The sequence below is a fragment of the Croceibacterium salegens genome, assembly GCF_009827435.1.
GTDB lineage: Bacteria > Pseudomonadota > Alphaproteobacteria > Sphingomonadales > Sphingomonadaceae > Croceibacterium_B > Croceibacterium_B salegens.
In genome coordinates this window covers 33,729-50,189 of the sequence record NZ_WTYM01000023.1, presented here as the reverse complement: position 1 = coordinate 50,189, position 16,461 = coordinate 33,729, and the positions used below count along the sequence as shown (strand labels likewise).

Below are 16,461 nucleotides of genomic sequence, written 5' to 3'. Positions count from 1 at the left end.
GTGGTTTATTCGGTCAGGCGAATTCTGGTTACCGGCTGCACGGTTGCGGCACTTTCCCTGGTGGCGGCGCAGCCCTTGCTTGCCCAGGACGAGGAAGTGACGGGCGGCGTTGAGGCGGCCGATGAAGACTCGTTCATCCCCCAGATGGACCCGGACAACCGGCGTGCTTCGGCCAAGGTGAACGGCGAGATTATTACGGGCACCGACCTCGACCAGCGCGTCGCACTGATCATCGCAGCAAACGAAGGCGTCGAGATTTCCAACGAGGAAATGCAGCGCCTGCGCCAGCAGGTCATGCGCAACCTGATCGACGAAACGCTCGAAATCCAGGAAGCCGCCGCGCAGGACATGGCGGTGACCAAGCAGGAAGTCGACCAGTATTACCAGCAATACGCCGTGCAGCAGTTCCACCGCACGCCTGAGCAGCTCGACGAACACCTCCGCTCGCTCAACTCTTCTCCGGCCTCGCTCAAGCGTCAGATCGAAGGCGAACTGGCGCTGGATCGCCTGCTGCAGCGTAACGTCCGGCCGTTCGTCAACGTCTCTGCCGACGAGGTCAACGAACTCTACCAGCGGCTGCAGGCCGCCAAGGGCACGCCCGAATACAAGCTGGCCGAGATATACCTGTCCTCGACCCCGGCGACGCACCAGGCCGTCGGCGAAAACGCCAAGCGCATTGTCGACCAGCTTCGCCAGGGCGGCAGCTTTCCCGCCTATGCGCGGCAGTTCTCCGAAGCCTCGACCGCGGTCGTCGGCGGCGACCTTGGCTGGATCAGGCTCGAACAGCTGCAGAATCCCACGCTCGAATCCGTGGCGCGCAGCATGAAACCCGGCCAGCTGGTCGGTCCGGTCGAGATTCCCGGCGGCTTTTCTATCCTCTACCTGCAGGACTCGCGCCAGGTCGGCATGGCCGATCCGCGCGATGCGGTGTTGAACCTGAAACAGATTTCGCTCGAATTCCCCAAGGGCATCGCCGAGGAAGAAGCGCAGGCCAGGGCCACCGCCTTCGCCCAGGCAGCCCAGCGTATCAGTAGCTGCGCCACCGCCGATACCGAGGGCGCGGCGATAGGCGCGCAGGTCGTGACCAACGACAACATCCCCGTTCGTGCCCTGCCTGAGGCATTGCAGCAGACCATGCTCCAGCTGAGCATTGGCCAGATCACGCCGCCGTTCGGTTCGCTGGAAGAAGGCGTGCGGGTCCTGATGCTGTGCGGCCGCGAAGCTCCGTCAGGCGATTCTGGACCGAACTACGATCAATTGATGGCCCAGCTCGAAGACGACCGAGTGGGCAAGCGCACCCAGCGCTACCTGCGCGACCTGCGGCGCGACGCGGTGGTCGAGTATAACTGACGCTACCCTCCCCCCGCTGGCGGTATCGCTCGGCGATCCGGCGGGGGTCGGCCCCGAACTGATTTGCGAAGCTTGGGCGCGGCGCGTCGAGGAGCGGCTGCCGGCGTTCTTTGTCGTCGGCGGTGCGGGAGTTCTTTCCGCAGCGGCAAAAAGCCGTGGTCTGGACATCGCTGTGGAGCACGTCCCGAACGCCGAAACCGTTGCGGCGAATTTCCCAGACGCATTACCCGTCTTCACCCGGGACGATGCAGAATACCTGCCGGGCCAGTATTCGACAGAGGGCGCCAAACTTGCCGCCTACTCGTTAGAGCACGCGACAGGTATTGCGATGTCGGGCCTCGCGGCTGGGCTGGTGACTGCGCCAGTGTCGAAAGCGCAGTTGGCCAAGGTGGGCCATGCCAAGTACCCCGGGCAGACCGAATTTCTCGCTGACGCCTGCCGAATGCGGCCTGACGAAGCCGTGATGCTGCTGGCAGGTCCCCAATTGCGAGCCGTCCCCCTCACAATCCATGTCGCGCTGGCCGAGGTTCCGAACTTGCTGTCGATCGAACTGATCGTAGCCAAGGTGCGTATTTTGGCCGCTGCACTCCGGGTCGATTTTGGGATTGCCGACCCGCATATCGCCGTGACGGGCCTCAACCCACATGCCGGTGAAGGCGGCAAGTTCGGCGACGAGGAGGCGCGGGTCATCGCTCCGGCCATAGCCAATTTGCGCGAGGCCGGGATCGACGCATCCGGCCCGCATCCCGCCGACGCCCTGTTCACGGCCCGGGCGCGCGAAACCTACGATGCAGCCCTGTGCATGTACCATGACCAGGCGCTCATTCCACTCAAGGCCCTGGATTTCGACCAAGGGGTCAACGTTACGCTTGGCCTGCCGATCGTCCGCACCTCCCCGGATCACGGCACTGCTCTCGGCATAGCCGGCAAGGGCATTGCCGACCCCGGGGCGATGATCGCAGCGATCCGCATGGCTGGCGAAATCGCTGCGCGCCGAGCGCAAGCGGGCAAGCCTTGATTTCGTCATTGCGAGGGGCGAAGCCCCGCGACAATCCAGGGCTGCACCTTGCCACGCTGGATTGCTTCTCTCCGCTCGCAATGACGAACTAGAAAGTTGACCGCTCACCCCACCCTCCCACCACTGCGTGAAGTGATCGCGCGCCATGGGCTCTCGGCCTCGAAGGCGCTGGGCCAGAACTTCCTGTTCGACGAGCAACTGCTCAACCGCATCGCCGCGATCCCCGGTTCGCTCGACGGCAAGGCGGTACTCGAAGTAGGTCCCGGGCCCGGCGGGCTGACCCGCGCCCTGTTGCGCGTCGGGGCGCGCGTAACCGCCATCGAGATGGACCGTCGCTGCCTGCCGGCGCTCGCAGAACTGGGAGAGGCATTTCCGGGGCAACTCAAGGTCGTCGAAGGCGATGCCCTCGCGCTCGATCACGGCGCGCTGATGGGCGAGCCGTTCGCTGTTCTCTCGAACCTGCCCTACAACGTCGGCACCGCGCTGTTCACCCGCTGGCTCTCCGGCGCGAACTGGCCGCCTCAATGGACCTCGCTGACGCTGATGTTCCAGCTCGAGGTCGCCCAGCGGATCGTCGCCCAGCCGGGCAGCGGCGCCTATGGCCGCCTCGCCGTGCTGGCGCAGTGGAGGAGCAGCGCGAAGCTGGCGATGAAGGTCCATCGCAGCGCCTTCACCCCGCCGCCCAAGGTGATGAGCGCCATCGTCCACGTCGTGCCGGGGGCCATGCCCGAGGGCGTATCGCCGGCCGTTCTCGAGCGCGTGACCGAGGCTGCGTTCGGCCAGCGCCGCAAGATGCTTCGCCAAAGTCTCAAGGGTGTTCAAGGCGCGATTGAAGCGCTTGATTCGCTCGGAATCGACCCGACACGCCGCGCCGAAACCCTTTCCGTCGCGGACTTTGTGGCCGTGGCGCGAATTCTCGGAAGCCAGGTCGCCTAGCCCTCGCGGGCCAGGGATGCTAACGCGTCCGCGGTCCGCACCGTCTTGGGGGAGACAGCGATGAAGCCCCGCCCCGACTTCCCGCATCGGTCATGACCGACGGCGCTCCCCTGCGCCGGTTTCCGCTGTGGCATTCGCTGCTGCTGCTCTCGCTTCTCGTCACCAACGGCGCCTGGGCCCTGTTCTACCTCTACAAGCGCGACGCCGAGCGGCCTGCCGTGCAAGCCTTCACCGGTGACCTCTCCTCTGCCCCGTCCAAGAAGGTCGCGCTGCTGATCGGCAACAGCGAATATCTGGTCCCGCCGGGCGATGCCGTCCACTGGCCCTCCCTGCCCAATCCGCAGCGCGACGTCGGACTGGTGGAGAAGAAGCTGCAGGACATCGGCTTCGCCGTCATGCGCGTTGACGATGCCGACTGGCGCGCGATGCAGGATGCCATTGCGGCCTTTTCGAAGTTGGCGTCGGGTTCCGACGTGGCGTTGTTCTACTTTGCCGGCCACGGCTTCGAATACGATCGCCACAACTACCTCGTGCCAATCGACGCCCCGGTCTATGTCGAATCGACCGAGTTGCCCTATCGCTTTGTCGATTTCGAGCAGGCCGCCAACGCGATGACGTTGGCGGGAACCACGGTGTTCATGCTCGACGCCTGCCGCACGAGCAGCGGCGGGGTTTCGATCACCGACGCGGCGGCTCGTGCGCAGGCCGAGTCGAAGAACTTCAACGATTACGATTTCCCGGTCGGGAAGAAAGTCGCGGTGCTTTATTCGACGGCTCGCGGCGTTCCGGCAAAGGACGGCGTGGCGCCGAACCGCAACTTCAGCCCCTTCGCGCTCGAAGTCGCTGACAAGATCGGCATTCCGCGGGTCGAACTGACCACCCTGTTCAGCGCCATCCGCCAGGGCGTTTACGAGCGCACCGCGAAATACGCCCCCCAGCAGGTGCCCTACACCTACAACTCGCTCGGCCCCAACTTCTTCCTTTTCGACGGTACGCAAGCCAAGGCGCAAGCCAAGCCGGCTCCGGTTGCGACGGCCGAACTCAAACCGCTGAAAATCGACCCCAAGCGACTGGCGACGACCGACGAGACAATGCTGGCGGTCGAAGTGCTGCGCAACCACCCAGTGCCCGAACTCGAAGCGCTGGCCCGGCGCGGAGATCCCATGGCGACCTACCTCCTCGGCTACATGTACGAGTTCGGAGTCGGGGTGCCGAAAGACGTTAAGCGCGCGCTCGACTACCTCGAGAAGGCCGCCGCACAGGGCACGCCTTCGGGGCAGCTGGAACTGGCCTACTTCCTCGAACAGCGCAAAGGGGACGTTGCAGCGCACAAGCGCGCGGTCGACCTGTTCCGCAAGGCGTCGGACCAGGGCTTCGCCAAAGCCCAGGCGCACCACGGAACAATCCTGATGACGGGATTTGTCGGCGTTCTCCCCGCCTCGCTTGAGAACTATGCCGCCGGCCTCGAACTCATGCGCAAAGCCGCGAGATCGGGCTATCCCTACGCCATGTACAGCCTGACACTTGCCGGTAACGCAGACGACAAGCGAACCAACCGCCGGCAACTCGAAACGCTCGCCGCGAGCGGCAACGGCGATGCCGATCACTGGCTGTGCGAAATCTATATGGGCGAAAACGACTACTCCGGCGCGCGTGACCATTGCACCAACGCCGCCACTCTCGGCTATTCCGATGCGCAGCGGCAGATGGCCATGGCAGCATTCAACGGCTGGGGCCGGAACAAGTCGCATGAAGACGCCCGGCACTGGCTGCGCCAGGCGTTGTCGGATCCTGCACTTCCCGAATCCGCGCGCACCCAGCTCGAATTCATCGCCAAGCAGATCGGCTAGGCTGGCCGGCCGTCGAGCCGTCGTCCGAGGTCAGTGCGCCCTATTCGCATTCGTAGTAATCGGTGAGGGCATTGAATGTCAGGCTGATTGCGCTCTTCGAACGATCGGCCCCACGCAAATATGACACCACGACGTCGCGCAATTCTCCTACCACGGCGTCCTCCGGCAGGCAGGCGTAGCGATCGGTGAGATCGATATCGGCGTAAAAGGTCATCGCATCCCAGCTACCCATCAGGTACCAATAGCAGCGATCGATTTCATCATCGTCTTCCGAGGTGCATACTTCATATAGCTGCTCACCGGTCTTGAAGACCCCGGCTGTTGGCGTCCCATCATCGGCCCGGGCTACGGAACCCGATGTGGCCAGAACCATGGCGATGAGATATCCGGTGGTCTTGCGCATTTACCCCCCTGCAACTGCATGAAATCGCGATTGGAGCACCGGTCCTGATCGACAGTCAAGCTGGGCCGTCGATCGATCCACGCCCAGTTTCGAGACTTGGACAGACCGGCCTGTCCGGCTACGGCGGTTGCGGATGAAACAGCTTTCCGCTTCCGAACGCGCGCTTATCGATCCGATCGACCAACAGGCGATGCTCGCCGCTGTCGAGCGGTGGAGCGCGATCAACAGTGGCACGCGCAATCTCGATGGCCTGGCGACGCAGGCCGGTGTGCTGGCCGATGCCTTCGCAGCCCTGCCCGGCGACGTCGAATTGCACGATCCCGCCACCGTGACTGCTGTCGCGCCCGACGGCAGCAAGGTCGAGCTACGGCACGGAAACCACCTCGTCGTCTCGGTGCGGCCGGATGCCAAGCGGCGCTTCCTGCTGACCGGACACATGGACACGGTGTTCCCGGCGGACCACGCCTTCCAGTCCGCAACATGGCTTGACGACGATACTCTCAACGCGCCGGGCGCGGCGGACATGAAGGGCGGCATTGCCGTGATTCTCCACGCCCTCGCCGCGTTCGAGGCTTCGCCCGAGGCCGCCAAGGTCGGCTACGACGTCATGATCAATTCCGACGAGGAAACCGGTTCCCTCTCGTCCGCCGCGCTGATCGCGGAGCTGGCAAGGGACAAGTTCGCCGCGCTGACTTACGAGCCTTCGGCGCTGCCCGACGGTACTCTGGCCCATGCCCGTGGCGGCAGCGGCAACTATTCGATCGTCGTCACCGGCAAGTCGGCCCACGCCGGCCGCAACCCCGAAGAAGGACGCAACGCGGTAGTCGCCGCGGCGGAGATTGCCGTGGTGCTCAAGGCGATGACCCATGCGGACCTGGTGGTGAACCCGGCGAAGATCGAGGGAGGATCGGCCAACAATGTCGTGCCCGACCACGCGATCCTGCACTTCAACATCCGGCCCAAGACGGTCGAAGCCGCTACCGAGTTCGAGAAGGCGCTGTCCTTCCTGCTCTCGGACATCGCCGAGCGGCATGACGTCGCGATCCACCGCCACGGCGGCATTACCCGGCCACCCAAGCCGGTCGATGCACGAGCGCAGAAACTGTTCGACCTCGTCGCCGACACCTCCGAAGCACTCGGCCGCAAGCTCGGCTGGCAGGCAAGCGGCGGAGTCTGCGACGGCAACAACATCGCCGCTTGCGGCGTGCCCGTGGTCGATACGATGGGCGTGCGAGGGGGCAAGATCCACTCGGCGGACGAATTCATGATCGCCAGTTCGCTGTCCGAAAGGGCGGCGCTTTCGGCGGTGGTCCTGCTCCGCCTCGCAACAGGGGAGATGTTGTGACTTTCGTTATCCGTGCCGCAGGCGAGGACGACCTCGAAGCGATCTACGAAATGGCCAAGAGCACCGGCGGCGGGTTCACCAACCTGCCACCTGACCGCGCCGCGCTGACCGCGAAGCTGCAGCGATCCGCCAAATCGTTCGCACGCACCGATGACGAACTGGGCGACGACCTGTTCGTCTTCATGCTCGAGAACACCAAGACCGACGAGGCGCGAGGCAGCTGCCAGGTGATGAGCCAGGTCGGTCAGCACTGGCCGTTCTACAGCTATCGCATCACCACCCAGACCCAGCATTCCGAGGAACTCGACCGCACCGTCCGCGCCGAGCTGCTCAGCCTCGTCACCGATCTCGAAGGATCGAGCGAAGTGGGCGGGCTGTTCCTGCACCCGTCAGAACGCTCGGGCGGCAAGGGCATGCTGCTGGCGCGCAGCCGCTACCTGTTCATCGCCATGCACCGCCTGCGCTTCGCCGAGCGCATCCTTGCCGAGCTGCGCGGGATCATCGACGACAAGGGCGGTTCGCCGTTCTGGGACGGGGTTGCAGGCCGCTTTTTCGGCATGGGCTTCCAGGAAGCCGACTATTTCAACGCCATCAACGGCAACCAGTTCATCGCCGACCTGATGCCCAAGCACCCGGTCTACGTAGCCATGCTCGACGACGAGGCGCGCGCCGTTATCGGCCTGCCTCACCCGACCGGACGCGCGGCGATGAAGATGCTCGAGAACGAGGGCTTCGCCTTCGAAGGCTATGTCGACATCTTCGACGGCGGCCCGACGATGACTGCGCGCACCAACCACGTGAAGTCGATTACCGAAGCCCGGCCCGCGCGGGTCGGCGGCACCTCGCTCGACATCGGCGAGCGGGCGATCCTCGCCACCGGCACGCTGGCGACTTACCGCTGCTGCTACGGCCGGCGCGAATTCGCCGAGGACGGTTCGATTGCGATCGACGAGGCGGCTGCCGAAGCGCTGGGCGTTGGCCTGGGTGACGAGGTGTGGAGCGTGGCTCGATAGTCCTTCCCCTCCCGTTCGTGTCGAGCGAAGTCGAGACACGTGGTGCGAACGGTTCTCGACTTCGCTCGAACCGAACGGAGATTTGAGTGCTGAAGGAAATCAACTTCGACGGCATCGTCGGCCCGAGCCACAACTACGCCGGGCTTAGCCTCGGCAATCTCGCGGCGACTGCCCATGCCGGCGATGTCGCCTACCCGCGGGCCGCCGCGCTGCAGGGGATCGCCAAGATGCGCGGGAACATGGCGCGCGGTTTGGCGCAGGGCTTCTTCGTTCCCCTGCCCCGCCCGAACATCCGCTGGCTCGACCAGATTGCCGCCGACGAGGCGACCGATACCGGACTCGTCGCCGGGGCGTGGTCGGCGAGTTCGATGTGGACAGCCAACGCCGTCACGGTCAGCCCTGCTCCCGACACTGCTGACGGGCGCTGCCACCTGACCGTCGCCAACCTCGTGACTATGCCGCACCGAAGCCATGAATGGCCCGACACGCTCGCCCAGCTGCGCCTGATGTTCGCCAACGCCGGGCACTTCGCGGTGCACGGCCCGGTTCCTCCGACCTTCGGCGACGAGGGAGCGGCGAACCACATGCGGCTTGCCTCGGCACATGGTGCTCCCGGTGTCGAGGTTTTCGTCTTTGGCAAGGGCGGCGGCCCCTTCCCCGCCCGCCAGCACGAGCAGGCCAGCCGTATCGTCGCGCGCAGCCACGGTCTCGATCCTGATCGCGTGGTGTTCGCCGAACAGAGCCCTGAAGCAATCGCGGCAGGCGCGTTCCACAATGATGTCGTTGCGGTGGCCAACGAACGCGTGCTCTTCGCCCACGAAAGGGCCTTCGCCGACCGCGACGGCGCCTACGCAGCGATCCGCGCCAGGTTTCCCGAACTCGAAGTTGTCGAAGTGCCCGATGCCGAAGTCGGCCTGGCCGATGCGATCGCCAGCTACCTGTTCAACGCCCAGCTCCTGACCCTGCCCGATGCGACAATGGCACTCGTGGTGCCCGACGAGTGCCGCGAAAACACTGTGGTGTGGGACTGGTGCGAACGGATGCTCGCCAGCAACGGCCCGATTCGGCAGGTGATCCCGGTCGACGTGCGCCAGTCGATGGCCAACGGCGGCGGTCCGGCCTGCCTGCGCCTGCGCGTCGTCGCGGACCCGGCCACGGTCGATTCGCGATTCCTGCTCGACGAAACGCGAGCCGACTTGCTGGAGAGGGTAATTTCCCTGACTTGGCCCGAGCAGGTCGATCCGTCAGACTTGGGGAAATCCTCGCTCGCCAAGACGGTGACCGACGCGCGCAACGCTCTGATCGACGCGCTTTTGTTGCCGGAACTGGCCTGATTCGGGACTGTCGGAACGCTTTACACGTGCGATGATTATTAGCGCATTAGGAAGCGCAAATTGGGGGCGGGCACGGTGCTGGTCCCTCTTACGCCAGGGACCACAGATGCCGCGCAAGATCGCCCGCCTATTCGTCATCAAGACCCGGTGGGAAGCGTACCTGATCATTTATGCGCTCGCCCTCGGGGCAACGTCGCGCGGCGCGCATTACCTTGAAGTCTATCCCGGATACGGTGGCGACCTGCTGTTCCTCGCCTGCACCGGCGCGGTATTCATGGCCGGTGCCAAGATTCTCGACTGCCTGAAGTACGAGAAGGATGCGCGCCTCGCCGCCGAGGTACCCATCAAGAATTAGGCCGACTTGCCGGCATAGAGCAGGCGCCCTGCCCCAAGCCGCGAAATCACCCGGTCTATCTCACCGACTTCGACCGCGAAGCAGCCCTGGCTACGCCCGATCCGGCCCTGGCTGCCGATCAGCGATGGATCGACGTACCTAGCGCCGTGGATGACAATCGCCCGGTCGAGGGCTTCGCTGTTGGTCGGATCGAGCCCGATCACGCGTTGCGAGCGGCCATGCTTGCCGATGTAGGTGCTCGAAACCACGTAGGCGCCACGCGAACTGGCGTTGGAACCGGGCACGTTCGAGAAGCGCTGCAACTGGCCGGTGGCGTCGGGGTCCGAACCGCTGCCATGCGAGACGAGCCAGCTCTGCTCGATCCGGCCACCCGCCACGTCGACGAGGTGGAAGCGCGGCTCGCTCGAGGGGCGGCCGAAATCGACCAGCCCGATCTTCGTACGGTCGAGCACCCGTGCACCGTGGCGTTCGAGCGCCGCAAGAGCCTCGTCAAGCAGCGGCAGGCGCTCGGCCGGAGGGGTGGGAGGAATTGGCTCGCTCTTCAGGAGCGGCATTACGGTAGGTTCCGCCAGGGTGCGGTTCGCCGAAGTTCCGGCAAAAGCAGCAATGGCGGCGCCGACGAATTGGCGTCGGTTGAAATTCATCTGCGATCCCGTCCGTTGGCCCGAGCCACTGGTGGCCCGGGTCATTCGATCCAGTTCGACGCTTTACGCGCTCTCTAAGAATTGTGGTGGTGCCCTACCTCAGGGGTGAGCGGTGGGGGATTCTGTTGCTAGGCTCCCCCGGGCCCCCGGTTTCCGATTCTGTTACCCGGTTCGGTCCGAACCGTGCTCAAAGCTTTGTAAGGTCAGGCCGCTAGGCCCTAGAATTACGCAGCGAGAGCAAGTGCTTCGTTGTCGTTGGCACTTGTGTGTTTTGAGCCTTTAACGGGTTACTCAGCCCGGGCGAAAACAGTGCTTTTCAACACACGTCGATCCTGGTTCGGCCCCGTCAGGAAACCCTGCCGAAACAGGGCTTTATGGTGGAGCCGCCGGGTACTGCCCCCGGGTCCGCTGTGCCTATTGCACACCGCAGTTTATCGCCATAGCCGGCCGAAACCGGCGAGTTCCATATAAGCAAACGACGATTAATGTGAAGTGACCGCCGCCGGCGCAGAGGTGACGGTGCTAGCCCCGCTTCTTCAACTCGTCGCGGATTTCGGTCAGCAGGTCGATTTCGCTGGGGCCAGCAGGGGCCGCGTCCTCTTCCTTCGCTTCGAACTGGGACATCGCCTTCTTCGAATAGCGAACCAGCAGGAAGATGATGAAGGCGAGGATTAGGAAGTTGATCACTGCCGTCACGAAACTGCCGTAGCCGATCATCGCCGCTCCGGCTTCCTTGAGGGCGGCGTAGTCGTCCATCGAGCCCTCGTAACCCTCGGGAACCGAGAGGAGGACGAAGTATTTCGAGAAGTCCGCTCCGCCGAAAATCGCGCCGACGATCGGCATGATGATCTCGTCGGTCAGCGACTTGACGATGGTTGCAAAGGCCCCGCCGATGATCACCGCCACCGCCAGGTCCATCACGTTCCCCTTGGCGATGAACGCCTTGAAATCGGACCACATGGACTGTTTCCTCCCAATTTGCTCAGTCCCATTCGTGCCACTGTCGCGCGCAGGTAACAAGACGGGGTTCCCTTGAACCCCGTTCATACCGTGCTATCTATGCAATACACCTGTTCTGGAGGAGGTTTCCCGATGTCCCATCGTTCCCCCATCCGCCTGGCCGGCCTTGCCCTGGCCGTTCTCGGTGCACTGGCGCTCAGCGCCTGCGGCATCAACTCGGTCCCGGCGGCAGAGGAAAATGCCAAGGCCAAGTGGGCCGACGTGCAGGCCGCGTTCCAGGAACGCGCCAACCTCATACCCAACCTGCAGGAGATCGTCATGTCGAGCGCGGAGCAGGAACGCGCGACGCTCGATGCGGTCGTTTCGGCGCGCGCTAGCGCGACCCGGCCGGAAATCCAGATCAGCGCCGACGACCTCGACGACCCGGCCAAGGTCCAGGCCTATCAGGACGCGCAGAACCAGCTCGGCGGCGCGCTGAGCCGCCTGCTCGTCACGATGGAAGCCTATCCCGAGCTCAAGAGCCAGGAGAACTTCGGACGCTTCATGACCCAATTCGAAGGCAGCGAGAACCGCATCCGGGTGGCGATCCGCGACTACAACGAGGCGGTGCGCGCCTATAACACCGAGATCCGCACCTTCCCCTCGATCATCGGCGCAAAGATCGTCCACGGTGCCAAGCCGATGACGCCCTACCAGGCGGCAACGCCGAGTGCGGAAGTCGCTCCGACGCTGGACATGCGGACCAGCACGAACCCGGCGACGGCTCCGCAGCCCGCCACCAACGACAACGCCGCGCCTTCGGCCACCTCAACGGCCGCGGCCAACTAGGCCGGACGGTCGGGCCATGATGGCGCGCCTGGTCGCCTTGTTCGCAGCCAGCCTGCTTGCCGCTTGCGCGGCAACGGCTGGCGGCGAGGATGAACAGCCGCAGGGCCGCATTCGCGACTTTGCCGGAATCATCGACGCGGCAACCGAAGCCCGCCTTGCGGACCGCCTGACGGTTGCCGAGCGCGAATACGGTCCGCAGGTGGGTATCGTCACCGTGAAGTCGCTCGACGGCCGTGCGATCGAGGACTTCGCGACCGACTACTCGAACAAGTGGGGGCTCGGCGACCGCACACGCAATGACGGCCTGATCATCCTCATCGCCCCCAACGAGCGCAAGGTCCGCATCGGGACCGGTCTCGGAATCGAACAATCCTATCCCGATGCCTGGTGCCAGGAAGTGATCGACAAGACGATGCTCCCCCAGTTCCGCCAAGGGAATTTCGATCGCGGGCTTGAGGGCGCGGCCGACATGATCATTGCCCGGATGCGATCGCACCCGACAATTCCAGCCAACGACAACGCGGCGGTAGACGCGAGGAAAGCAGCGTAATGGCCCGCCACGTAACCCTGCTATTCGCGCTCTTCCTGTCGCTGACGGGCAGCGCCGCGCTCGCGGCGCCGGACTTCCCCGAGCGGGGCACCGCGCCCGTGGTCGATGCCGCGAACATCATCGACGATACCGATGAAGCACTGCTTTCGGCAAAACTCGACGCTTTCGAACAGAAGAACCAGCGCCAGTTCGTCGTCGCGACAGTGCCGAGTCTCGATGGTTACGACATCGCCGATTACGGCTACCAGCTCGGCCGTTACTGGCAGCTTGGTGACAAGGGACGCAACGACGGTATCATCCTACTCGTCGCGCCAAACGAACGCAAGGTGCGGATCGAGGTGGGCTACGGGCTCGAAAGCGTGATCCCCGACGGCCTCGCCTTCGACATAATCAACCGCGACATCCTGCCGCGTTTCAAGAACCGCGACATGACCGGCGGGATCATCGCCGGGGCCGATGCGATCATCAAGCAGATCGAACTGCCGCCCGACCAACAGAAGGCAGCAGTCGATGCAACCCAGCGCCAGTCGTCCGACGAAGGCTTCCCGATCGGGGCGGTGATCTGGATGCTGTTCATCCTGTTCTTCTTCATCCTGCCGATGTTCCGCCGTCGACGCGGGCGCCGTTACGGGGTCGGATCGGCCATCGGCGACGTCATCCTGTGGAACGCGATCAATTCTGCAACACGCGGCGGTTCGCACCACTCGAGCGGCGGCTTCGGAGGCTTCGGCGGCGGTGGTGGCGGCTTTTCAGGCGGAGGCGGCAGCTTCGGCGGCGGCGGGGCAAGCGGGGGCTGGTAATGTCGAATCTTCTCAGCGAGGCCGATCACGAACTGGTCGGCAATGCCGTGAGCGCGGCCGAATTGAAGTCGGCCGGCGAAATCGTCCCGGTCGTATCGCTCCGCTCCGACGGTTACAGCGACGTGGCGTTGGTATGGGCTGCCATTGCCGCTTTCACTGCGATCACCTTCCTCGCCTTCTTTCCCGACTTCTACCTCGGCACGATCGCCTGGCTGACCGGCGAGTGGAACCCCGAATGGACACCGGGCGAGCTGTTCGGCATCGCAGTAGCGGTCGGCATCATCAAGTTCGTGGGGATGTGGCTGATCCAGCTTTGGAAGCCGCTCAAGTTCTTCCTGATCCCCGGCTTCATCAAGTCGGCACGCGTGCGCAACCGCGCCATCGGCATCTTCAAGGCCGCGGCGGAGCGCCGCACCCATGGCCGCACCGGCATCGTCATCTACCTCTCGATGGACGAACACCGCGCCGAAATCGTCGCCGACGAGGCCATCGCTTCGAAAGTCTCGCCCGAAGTCTGGGGCGAGGCGATGGCCGTCATGCTGGTCGAGATCAAACAGGACCACGTCGGCGCCGGCATGGCGGCGGCCATCGGCAGGGTCGGCGAGGTGCTGGCCGAACACTTCCCCCGCGCCGAGGACGACCGGAACGAGTTGCCAGACCGGCTGATCGAACTCTAAACGCGGCGGCGTGACCCAACGCCCGCCCGACGCCGACAAGCCCGAAGAACTGATGTGGGAAGGCCGTTTCATCACGGCCAAGCGCCGCGGGCGATGGGAGTATGTCGGCCGCGCGCGCGGAATTCGCGCGGCGGTGATTCTCGCGGTCGACGCTGGATCGGTGGTGCTGGTCGAACAGTTCCGTGTGCCGCTCGACAAGTCATGCCTCGAGCTCCCCGCGGGGCTGATCGGCGATGACGATGGTGCCGATGACGAGGACCACTTCTCAGCCGCAGAGCGCGAGCTGGAGGAAGAGACCGGCTACGCCGCGGCTCGCTGGCAAGACCTCGGCGAGTTCGCTTCCTCTCCCGGCATGGTTGGCGAGACCTTTTCGCTGCTCCGCGCCAGCGGTCTGACCCGCGTCGGCGAAGGCGGCGGTGTCGAGGGGGAGAACATCACCGTGCATACCGTGCCGATCGCCCGCCTTCCGGCATTCGTCGCCGACCGGCGCGCCGCGGGCACGATGATCGACGTCCGGCTGCTGCTTCTGCTCGGCGCGGGAATGCTGGCGGAGAACGAGGCGTGAGGGTTGCGGTCCTCGGCGCGGGAGCGATGGGCTGCCTTTACGGCGCGGCGCTGCACCGCGGCGGCGCGGATGTGATGTTCGTCGACGTCAACGCCGAGCACATCACCGCGATCAATGCGAACGGCCTCGAACTCGAACGCCGCTCGGGCACCGAACAATTGCCGATCCCAGCCGTCCGGCCCGAAGACCTGCAGGGCCCGCTCGACCTCGTGCTGGTCTTCACCAAGACCTTCATGACCGACACAGCGCTGACGGGCATTGCCCATGCGATCGGCCCCGACACGCGACTTCTGACGCTTCAAAACGGGCTCGGCAACGAGCAGCGCCTCGCCGCCCATGCCGACGAGGCGCGCGTGCTGGTCGGCGTCAGCTCGCTGCCGTCGGACCTCGTCGGTCCGGGCCGCGTGCGCAGCCACGGTGAGGGCGGGACGAAGCTCTACACGGCGTTCCCGTCAGGCGATCCGGCCTTCGCCGAAGAAGTTGCCGCGCTGCTCACAAAGGGCGATCTCGCCGCCATCGCCGATCCGAAGATCTATGAGGCCGTATGGTCCAAGGCGATCTTCAACGCGACGATGAACCCGCTCTGCGCGCTGACCCTGCGCACTCCCGGCTTCCTCGGCGCGCACGAGGAGAGCCGCGCGATGATCCGCGCCGCGGTCGACGAGGGCATCGCCGCCGCCCATGCCAACGGCGTGATGGTGAACGGACAAGCGATCCACGACCTGACCCACGTTTCTGTGACCGACCACGCCGACCACGAGGCCTCGATGCTGCAGGACGTGAAGGCGGGACGCCGCACCGAAGTCGATGCCATCAACGGCGCAATCGTGACAGCGGCGAAGGCCAAGGGCGTCGCCACGCCGCTGCTCGAAACCTTCTGGCGCTTCGTCAAGCTCGAGGAATCGAAGCTGGCTGGCGAATAGCCTTCCAATTTCCTTGGCCCGGGCATACGAACCGGACAAAGTCATTTTGGGAATTGAGGAGCCTTCCGTGGCCAAGGACAACACCATCACCTTCTTCGACCTGGCGCTTTCGACCGGAGCAACGATCAGCCCGTTCGTCTGGGCGACGAAGTACGCGCTCAAGCACAAGGGCTTCGACCTCGACGTCGTCCCGGGCGGGTTCACCAAGATCCCCGAGCGCACCGGCGGGGTGACCGAACGGCTCCCGGCGATCATCGACGACGGCAAGTGGGTGCTCGATTCATGGGGCATCGTCGAATACCTCGACGAGACCTACCCCGACCGCCCCACGCTGATCCCGCACCCCAGCGTCGCCGCCATGACGCGCGCGCTCGATGCGTGGTTCTGGGGCGTCGCGACGGGTCCGTGGATGCGTTGCAACTGCGTCAGCTACCGCGACCTCGCGAACGCCGACGACCACGAATACATCACCTATTCGCGCGAGAAGATGCTCGGCCAGACTCTTGAGGCGATGCAGGAAGGCTACGAGGACCGCCTGCCGCAGATTTCCGCCGCGCTCGAACCACTTCGCATCGCGCTGCGCGAGAGCAAGTACCTCGGCGGCGACACGCCCAACTACGCCGATTACCGCCTCCTCGGCTCGATCCTGTTCACCGCCTCGGTGTGCCAGAATTCGCCGGTGCTTGCCGAAGACGATCCCCTGCGCCCGTGGATCGACAGCCTGCTCGACATGTTCGGCGGACTTGGCCGCCATCCGGGACTGTTCCCGCTGTTCGGCCTCAAGCAGCGCGAGGGCGACCCGCCGCTGTTCATGCCGCCGGGCCTCGGCGGAATTCACAAGCGCAATACCGGCATCGAATCGACCCGCGCAGAAACCCAGCGTATCACCGAAGGTATGGCCAAGGCCTGA

At 64.7% G+C, this 16,461-nt stretch carries 18 protein-coding genes and 1 other RNA gene; 15 read left to right on the top strand and 4 right to left on the bottom strand.

The window, feature by feature from the left end; genetic code table 11:
* From GRI89_RS01910 to GRI89_RS01895, 4 genes are all read left to right on the top strand, one after another.
* Positions 1 to 1,350, top strand: coding sequence for a peptidylprolyl isomerase (locus tag GRI89_RS01910; protein WP_328598032.1), 1,350 nt, complete (start codon positions 1 to 3; stop codon positions 1,348 to 1,350).
* The gene (gene pdxA / locus GRI89_RS01905; protein ID WP_328598045.1) at positions 1,343 to 2,368 is read left to right on the top strand and encodes a 4-hydroxythreonine-4-phosphate dehydrogenase PdxA; all 1,026 of its coding nucleotides are present in this window, start codon (positions 1,343 to 1,345) and stop codon (positions 2,366 to 2,368) included. The genes GRI89_RS01910 and pdxA overlap by 8 nt, the downstream gene beginning before the upstream one ends.
* Positions 2,369 to 2,491: 123 nt before the next feature.
* Positions 2,492 to 3,304, top strand: a complete 813-nt coding sequence (rsmA, locus tag GRI89_RS01900; protein WP_159791851.1) for a 16S rRNA (adenine(1518)-N(6)/adenine(1519)-N(6))-dimethyltransferase RsmA — start codon at positions 2,492 to 2,494, stop codon at positions 3,302 to 3,304.
* A gap of 92 nt (positions 3,305 to 3,396) precedes the next feature.
* On the top strand, positions 3,397 to 5,154 hold the full coding sequence (locus GRI89_RS01895) for a caspase family protein (RefSeq protein ID WP_159791639.1): 1,758 nt from the start codon (positions 3,397 to 3,399) through the stop codon (positions 5,152 to 5,154).
* Positions 5,155 to 5,194: 40 nt separating this feature from the next.
* Here GRI89_RS01895 and GRI89_RS01890 read toward each other — a convergent pair whose 3' ends face one another.
* Entirely contained in the window at positions 5,195 to 5,557 is a 363-nt protein-coding gene (locus tag GRI89_RS01890; RefSeq protein ID WP_159791637.1) for a Rap1a/Tai family immunity protein, read from the bottom strand.
* 133 nt (positions 5,558 to 5,690) lie between these two features.
* On the opposite strand from GRI89_RS01890, the gene GRI89_RS01885 reads away from it, so the two are divergent.
* The 4 genes from GRI89_RS01885 (at position 5,691) to GRI89_RS01870 (ending at position 9,604) form a co-directional block, all read left to right on the top strand.
* Positions 5,691 to 6,902 (top strand): hydrolase, encoded by a 1,212-nt coding sequence (locus GRI89_RS01885; RefSeq protein WP_159791635.1) that lies wholly within the window; start codon positions 5,691 to 5,693, stop codon positions 6,900 to 6,902.
* Positions 6,899 to 7,915 carry an arginine N-succinyltransferase gene (locus GRI89_RS01880; RefSeq protein WP_328598031.1) on the top strand — a complete coding sequence of 339 codons (1,017 nt, stop codon included), beginning with the start codon at positions 6,899 to 6,901 and terminating at the stop codon, positions 7,913 to 7,915. Before GRI89_RS01885 ends, GRI89_RS01880 begins: the two co-directional genes overlap by 4 nt.
* Positions 7,916 to 8,001: 86 nt before the next feature.
* Positions 8,002 to 9,249, top strand: a complete 1,248-nt coding sequence (locus GRI89_RS01875) for an N-succinylarginine dihydrolase (RefSeq protein WP_328598030.1) — start codon at positions 8,002 to 8,004, stop codon at positions 9,247 to 9,249.
* A 106-nt stretch (positions 9,250 to 9,355) separates the two neighbouring features.
* On the top strand, positions 9,356 to 9,604 hold the full coding sequence (locus GRI89_RS01870; RefSeq protein WP_159791633.1) for a hypothetical protein: 249 nt from the start codon (positions 9,356 to 9,358) through the stop codon (positions 9,602 to 9,604).
* Here GRI89_RS01870 and GRI89_RS01865 read toward each other — a convergent pair.
* The 3 genes from GRI89_RS01865 to mscL form a co-directional block, all read right to left on the bottom strand.
* A complete protein-coding gene (locus GRI89_RS01865; RefSeq protein ID WP_235912684.1) occupies positions 9,601 to 10,158 on the bottom strand; it encodes a murein L,D-transpeptidase catalytic domain family protein in 558 nt (185 codons plus the stop codon). The genes GRI89_RS01870 and GRI89_RS01865 overlap by 4 nt on opposite strands.
* 238 nt (positions 10,159 to 10,396) lie before the next feature.
* Positions 10,397 to 10,744, bottom strand: a transfer-messenger RNA (tmRNA) gene (gene ssrA, locus GRI89_RS01860).
* A gap of 26 nt (positions 10,745 to 10,770) precedes the next feature.
* The gene (mscL, locus tag GRI89_RS01855; RefSeq protein WP_159791629.1) at positions 10,771 to 11,208 is read right to left on the bottom strand and encodes a large conductance mechanosensitive channel protein MscL; all 438 of its coding nucleotides are present in this window, start codon (positions 11,206 to 11,208) and stop codon (positions 10,771 to 10,773) included.
* A 132-nt stretch (positions 11,209 to 11,340) separates the two neighbouring features.
* Here mscL and GRI89_RS01850 point away from each other — a divergent pair, with 132 nt between their 5' ends.
* From GRI89_RS01850 to GRI89_RS01820, 7 genes are all read left to right on the top strand, one after another.
* Entirely contained in the window at positions 11,341 to 12,036 is a 696-nt protein-coding gene (locus tag GRI89_RS01850; protein ID WP_159791627.1) for a LemA family protein, read from the top strand.
* 16 nt (positions 12,037 to 12,052) lie between these two features.
* Positions 12,053 to 12,586 (top strand): TPM domain-containing protein, encoded by a 534-nt coding sequence (locus GRI89_RS01845; RefSeq protein ID WP_159791625.1) that lies wholly within the window; start codon positions 12,053 to 12,055, stop codon positions 12,584 to 12,586.
* Entirely contained in the window at positions 12,586 to 13,386 is an 801-nt protein-coding gene (locus tag GRI89_RS01840; RefSeq protein WP_159791623.1) for a TPM domain-containing protein, read from the top strand. Before GRI89_RS01845 ends, GRI89_RS01840 begins: the two co-directional genes overlap by 1 nt.
* The gene (locus GRI89_RS01835) at positions 13,386 to 14,063 is read left to right on the top strand and encodes a TPM domain-containing protein (RefSeq protein WP_159791621.1); all 678 of its coding nucleotides are present in this window, start codon (positions 13,386 to 13,388) and stop codon (positions 14,061 to 14,063) included. Before GRI89_RS01840 ends, GRI89_RS01835 begins: the two co-directional genes overlap by 1 nt.
* A 52-nt stretch (positions 14,064 to 14,115) precedes the next feature.
* Complete coding sequence (locus GRI89_RS01830) at positions 14,116 to 14,628, top strand: NUDIX hydrolase (RefSeq protein ID WP_159791847.1); 513 nt, start codon at positions 14,116 to 14,118, stop codon at positions 14,626 to 14,628.
* A complete protein-coding gene (locus GRI89_RS01825) occupies positions 14,625 to 15,551 on the top strand; it encodes a ketopantoate reductase family protein (protein WP_159791619.1) in 927 nt (308 codons plus the stop codon). Before GRI89_RS01830 ends, GRI89_RS01825 begins: the two co-directional genes overlap by 4 nt.
* 67 nt (positions 15,552 to 15,618) lie before the next feature.
* Positions 15,619 to 16,461, top strand: coding sequence for a beta-etherase (locus GRI89_RS01820; protein ID WP_328598029.1), 843 nt, complete (start codon positions 15,619 to 15,621; stop codon positions 16,459 to 16,461).

Excerpts from the sequence above, each read along its gene's own strand:
- GRI89_RS01895 (WP_159791639.1), top strand. The coding sequence starts at position 3,397 with ATGACCGACGGCGCTCCCCTGCGCCGGTTTCCGCTGTGGCATTCGCTG.
- GRI89_RS01890 (WP_159791637.1), bottom strand. The coding sequence starts at position 5,557 with ATGCGCAAGACCACCGGATATCTCATCGCCATGGTTCTGGCCACATCG.
- GRI89_RS01885 (WP_159791635.1), top strand. The coding sequence starts at position 5,691 with ATGAAACAGCTTTCCGCTTCCGAACGCGCGCTTATCGATCCGATCGAC.
- GRI89_RS01870 (WP_159791633.1), top strand. The coding sequence starts at position 9,356 with ATGCCGCGCAAGATCGCCCGCCTATTCGTCATCAAGACCCGGTGGGAA.
- GRI89_RS01865 (WP_235912684.1), bottom strand. The coding sequence starts at position 10,158 with ATGCCGCTCCTGAAGAGCGAGCCAATTCCTCCCACCCCTCCGGCCGAG.
- mscL (WP_159791629.1), bottom strand. The coding sequence starts at position 11,208 with ATGTGGTCCGATTTCAAGGCGTTCATCGCCAAGGGGAACGTGATGGAC.
- GRI89_RS01850 (WP_159791627.1), top strand. The coding sequence starts at position 11,341 with ATGTCCCATCGTTCCCCCATCCGCCTGGCCGGCCTTGCCCTGGCCGTT.
- GRI89_RS01845 (WP_159791625.1), top strand. The coding sequence starts at position 12,053 with ATGATGGCGCGCCTGGTCGCCTTGTTCGCAGCCAGCCTGCTTGCCGCT.
- GRI89_RS01840 (WP_159791623.1), top strand. The coding sequence starts at position 12,586 with ATGGCCCGCCACGTAACCCTGCTATTCGCGCTCTTCCTGTCGCTGACG.
- GRI89_RS01835 (WP_159791621.1), top strand. The coding sequence starts at position 13,386 with ATGTCGAATCTTCTCAGCGAGGCCGATCACGAACTGGTCGGCAATGCC.
- GRI89_RS01830 (WP_159791847.1), top strand. The coding sequence starts at position 14,116 with ATGTGGGAAGGCCGTTTCATCACGGCCAAGCGCCGCGGGCGATGGGAG.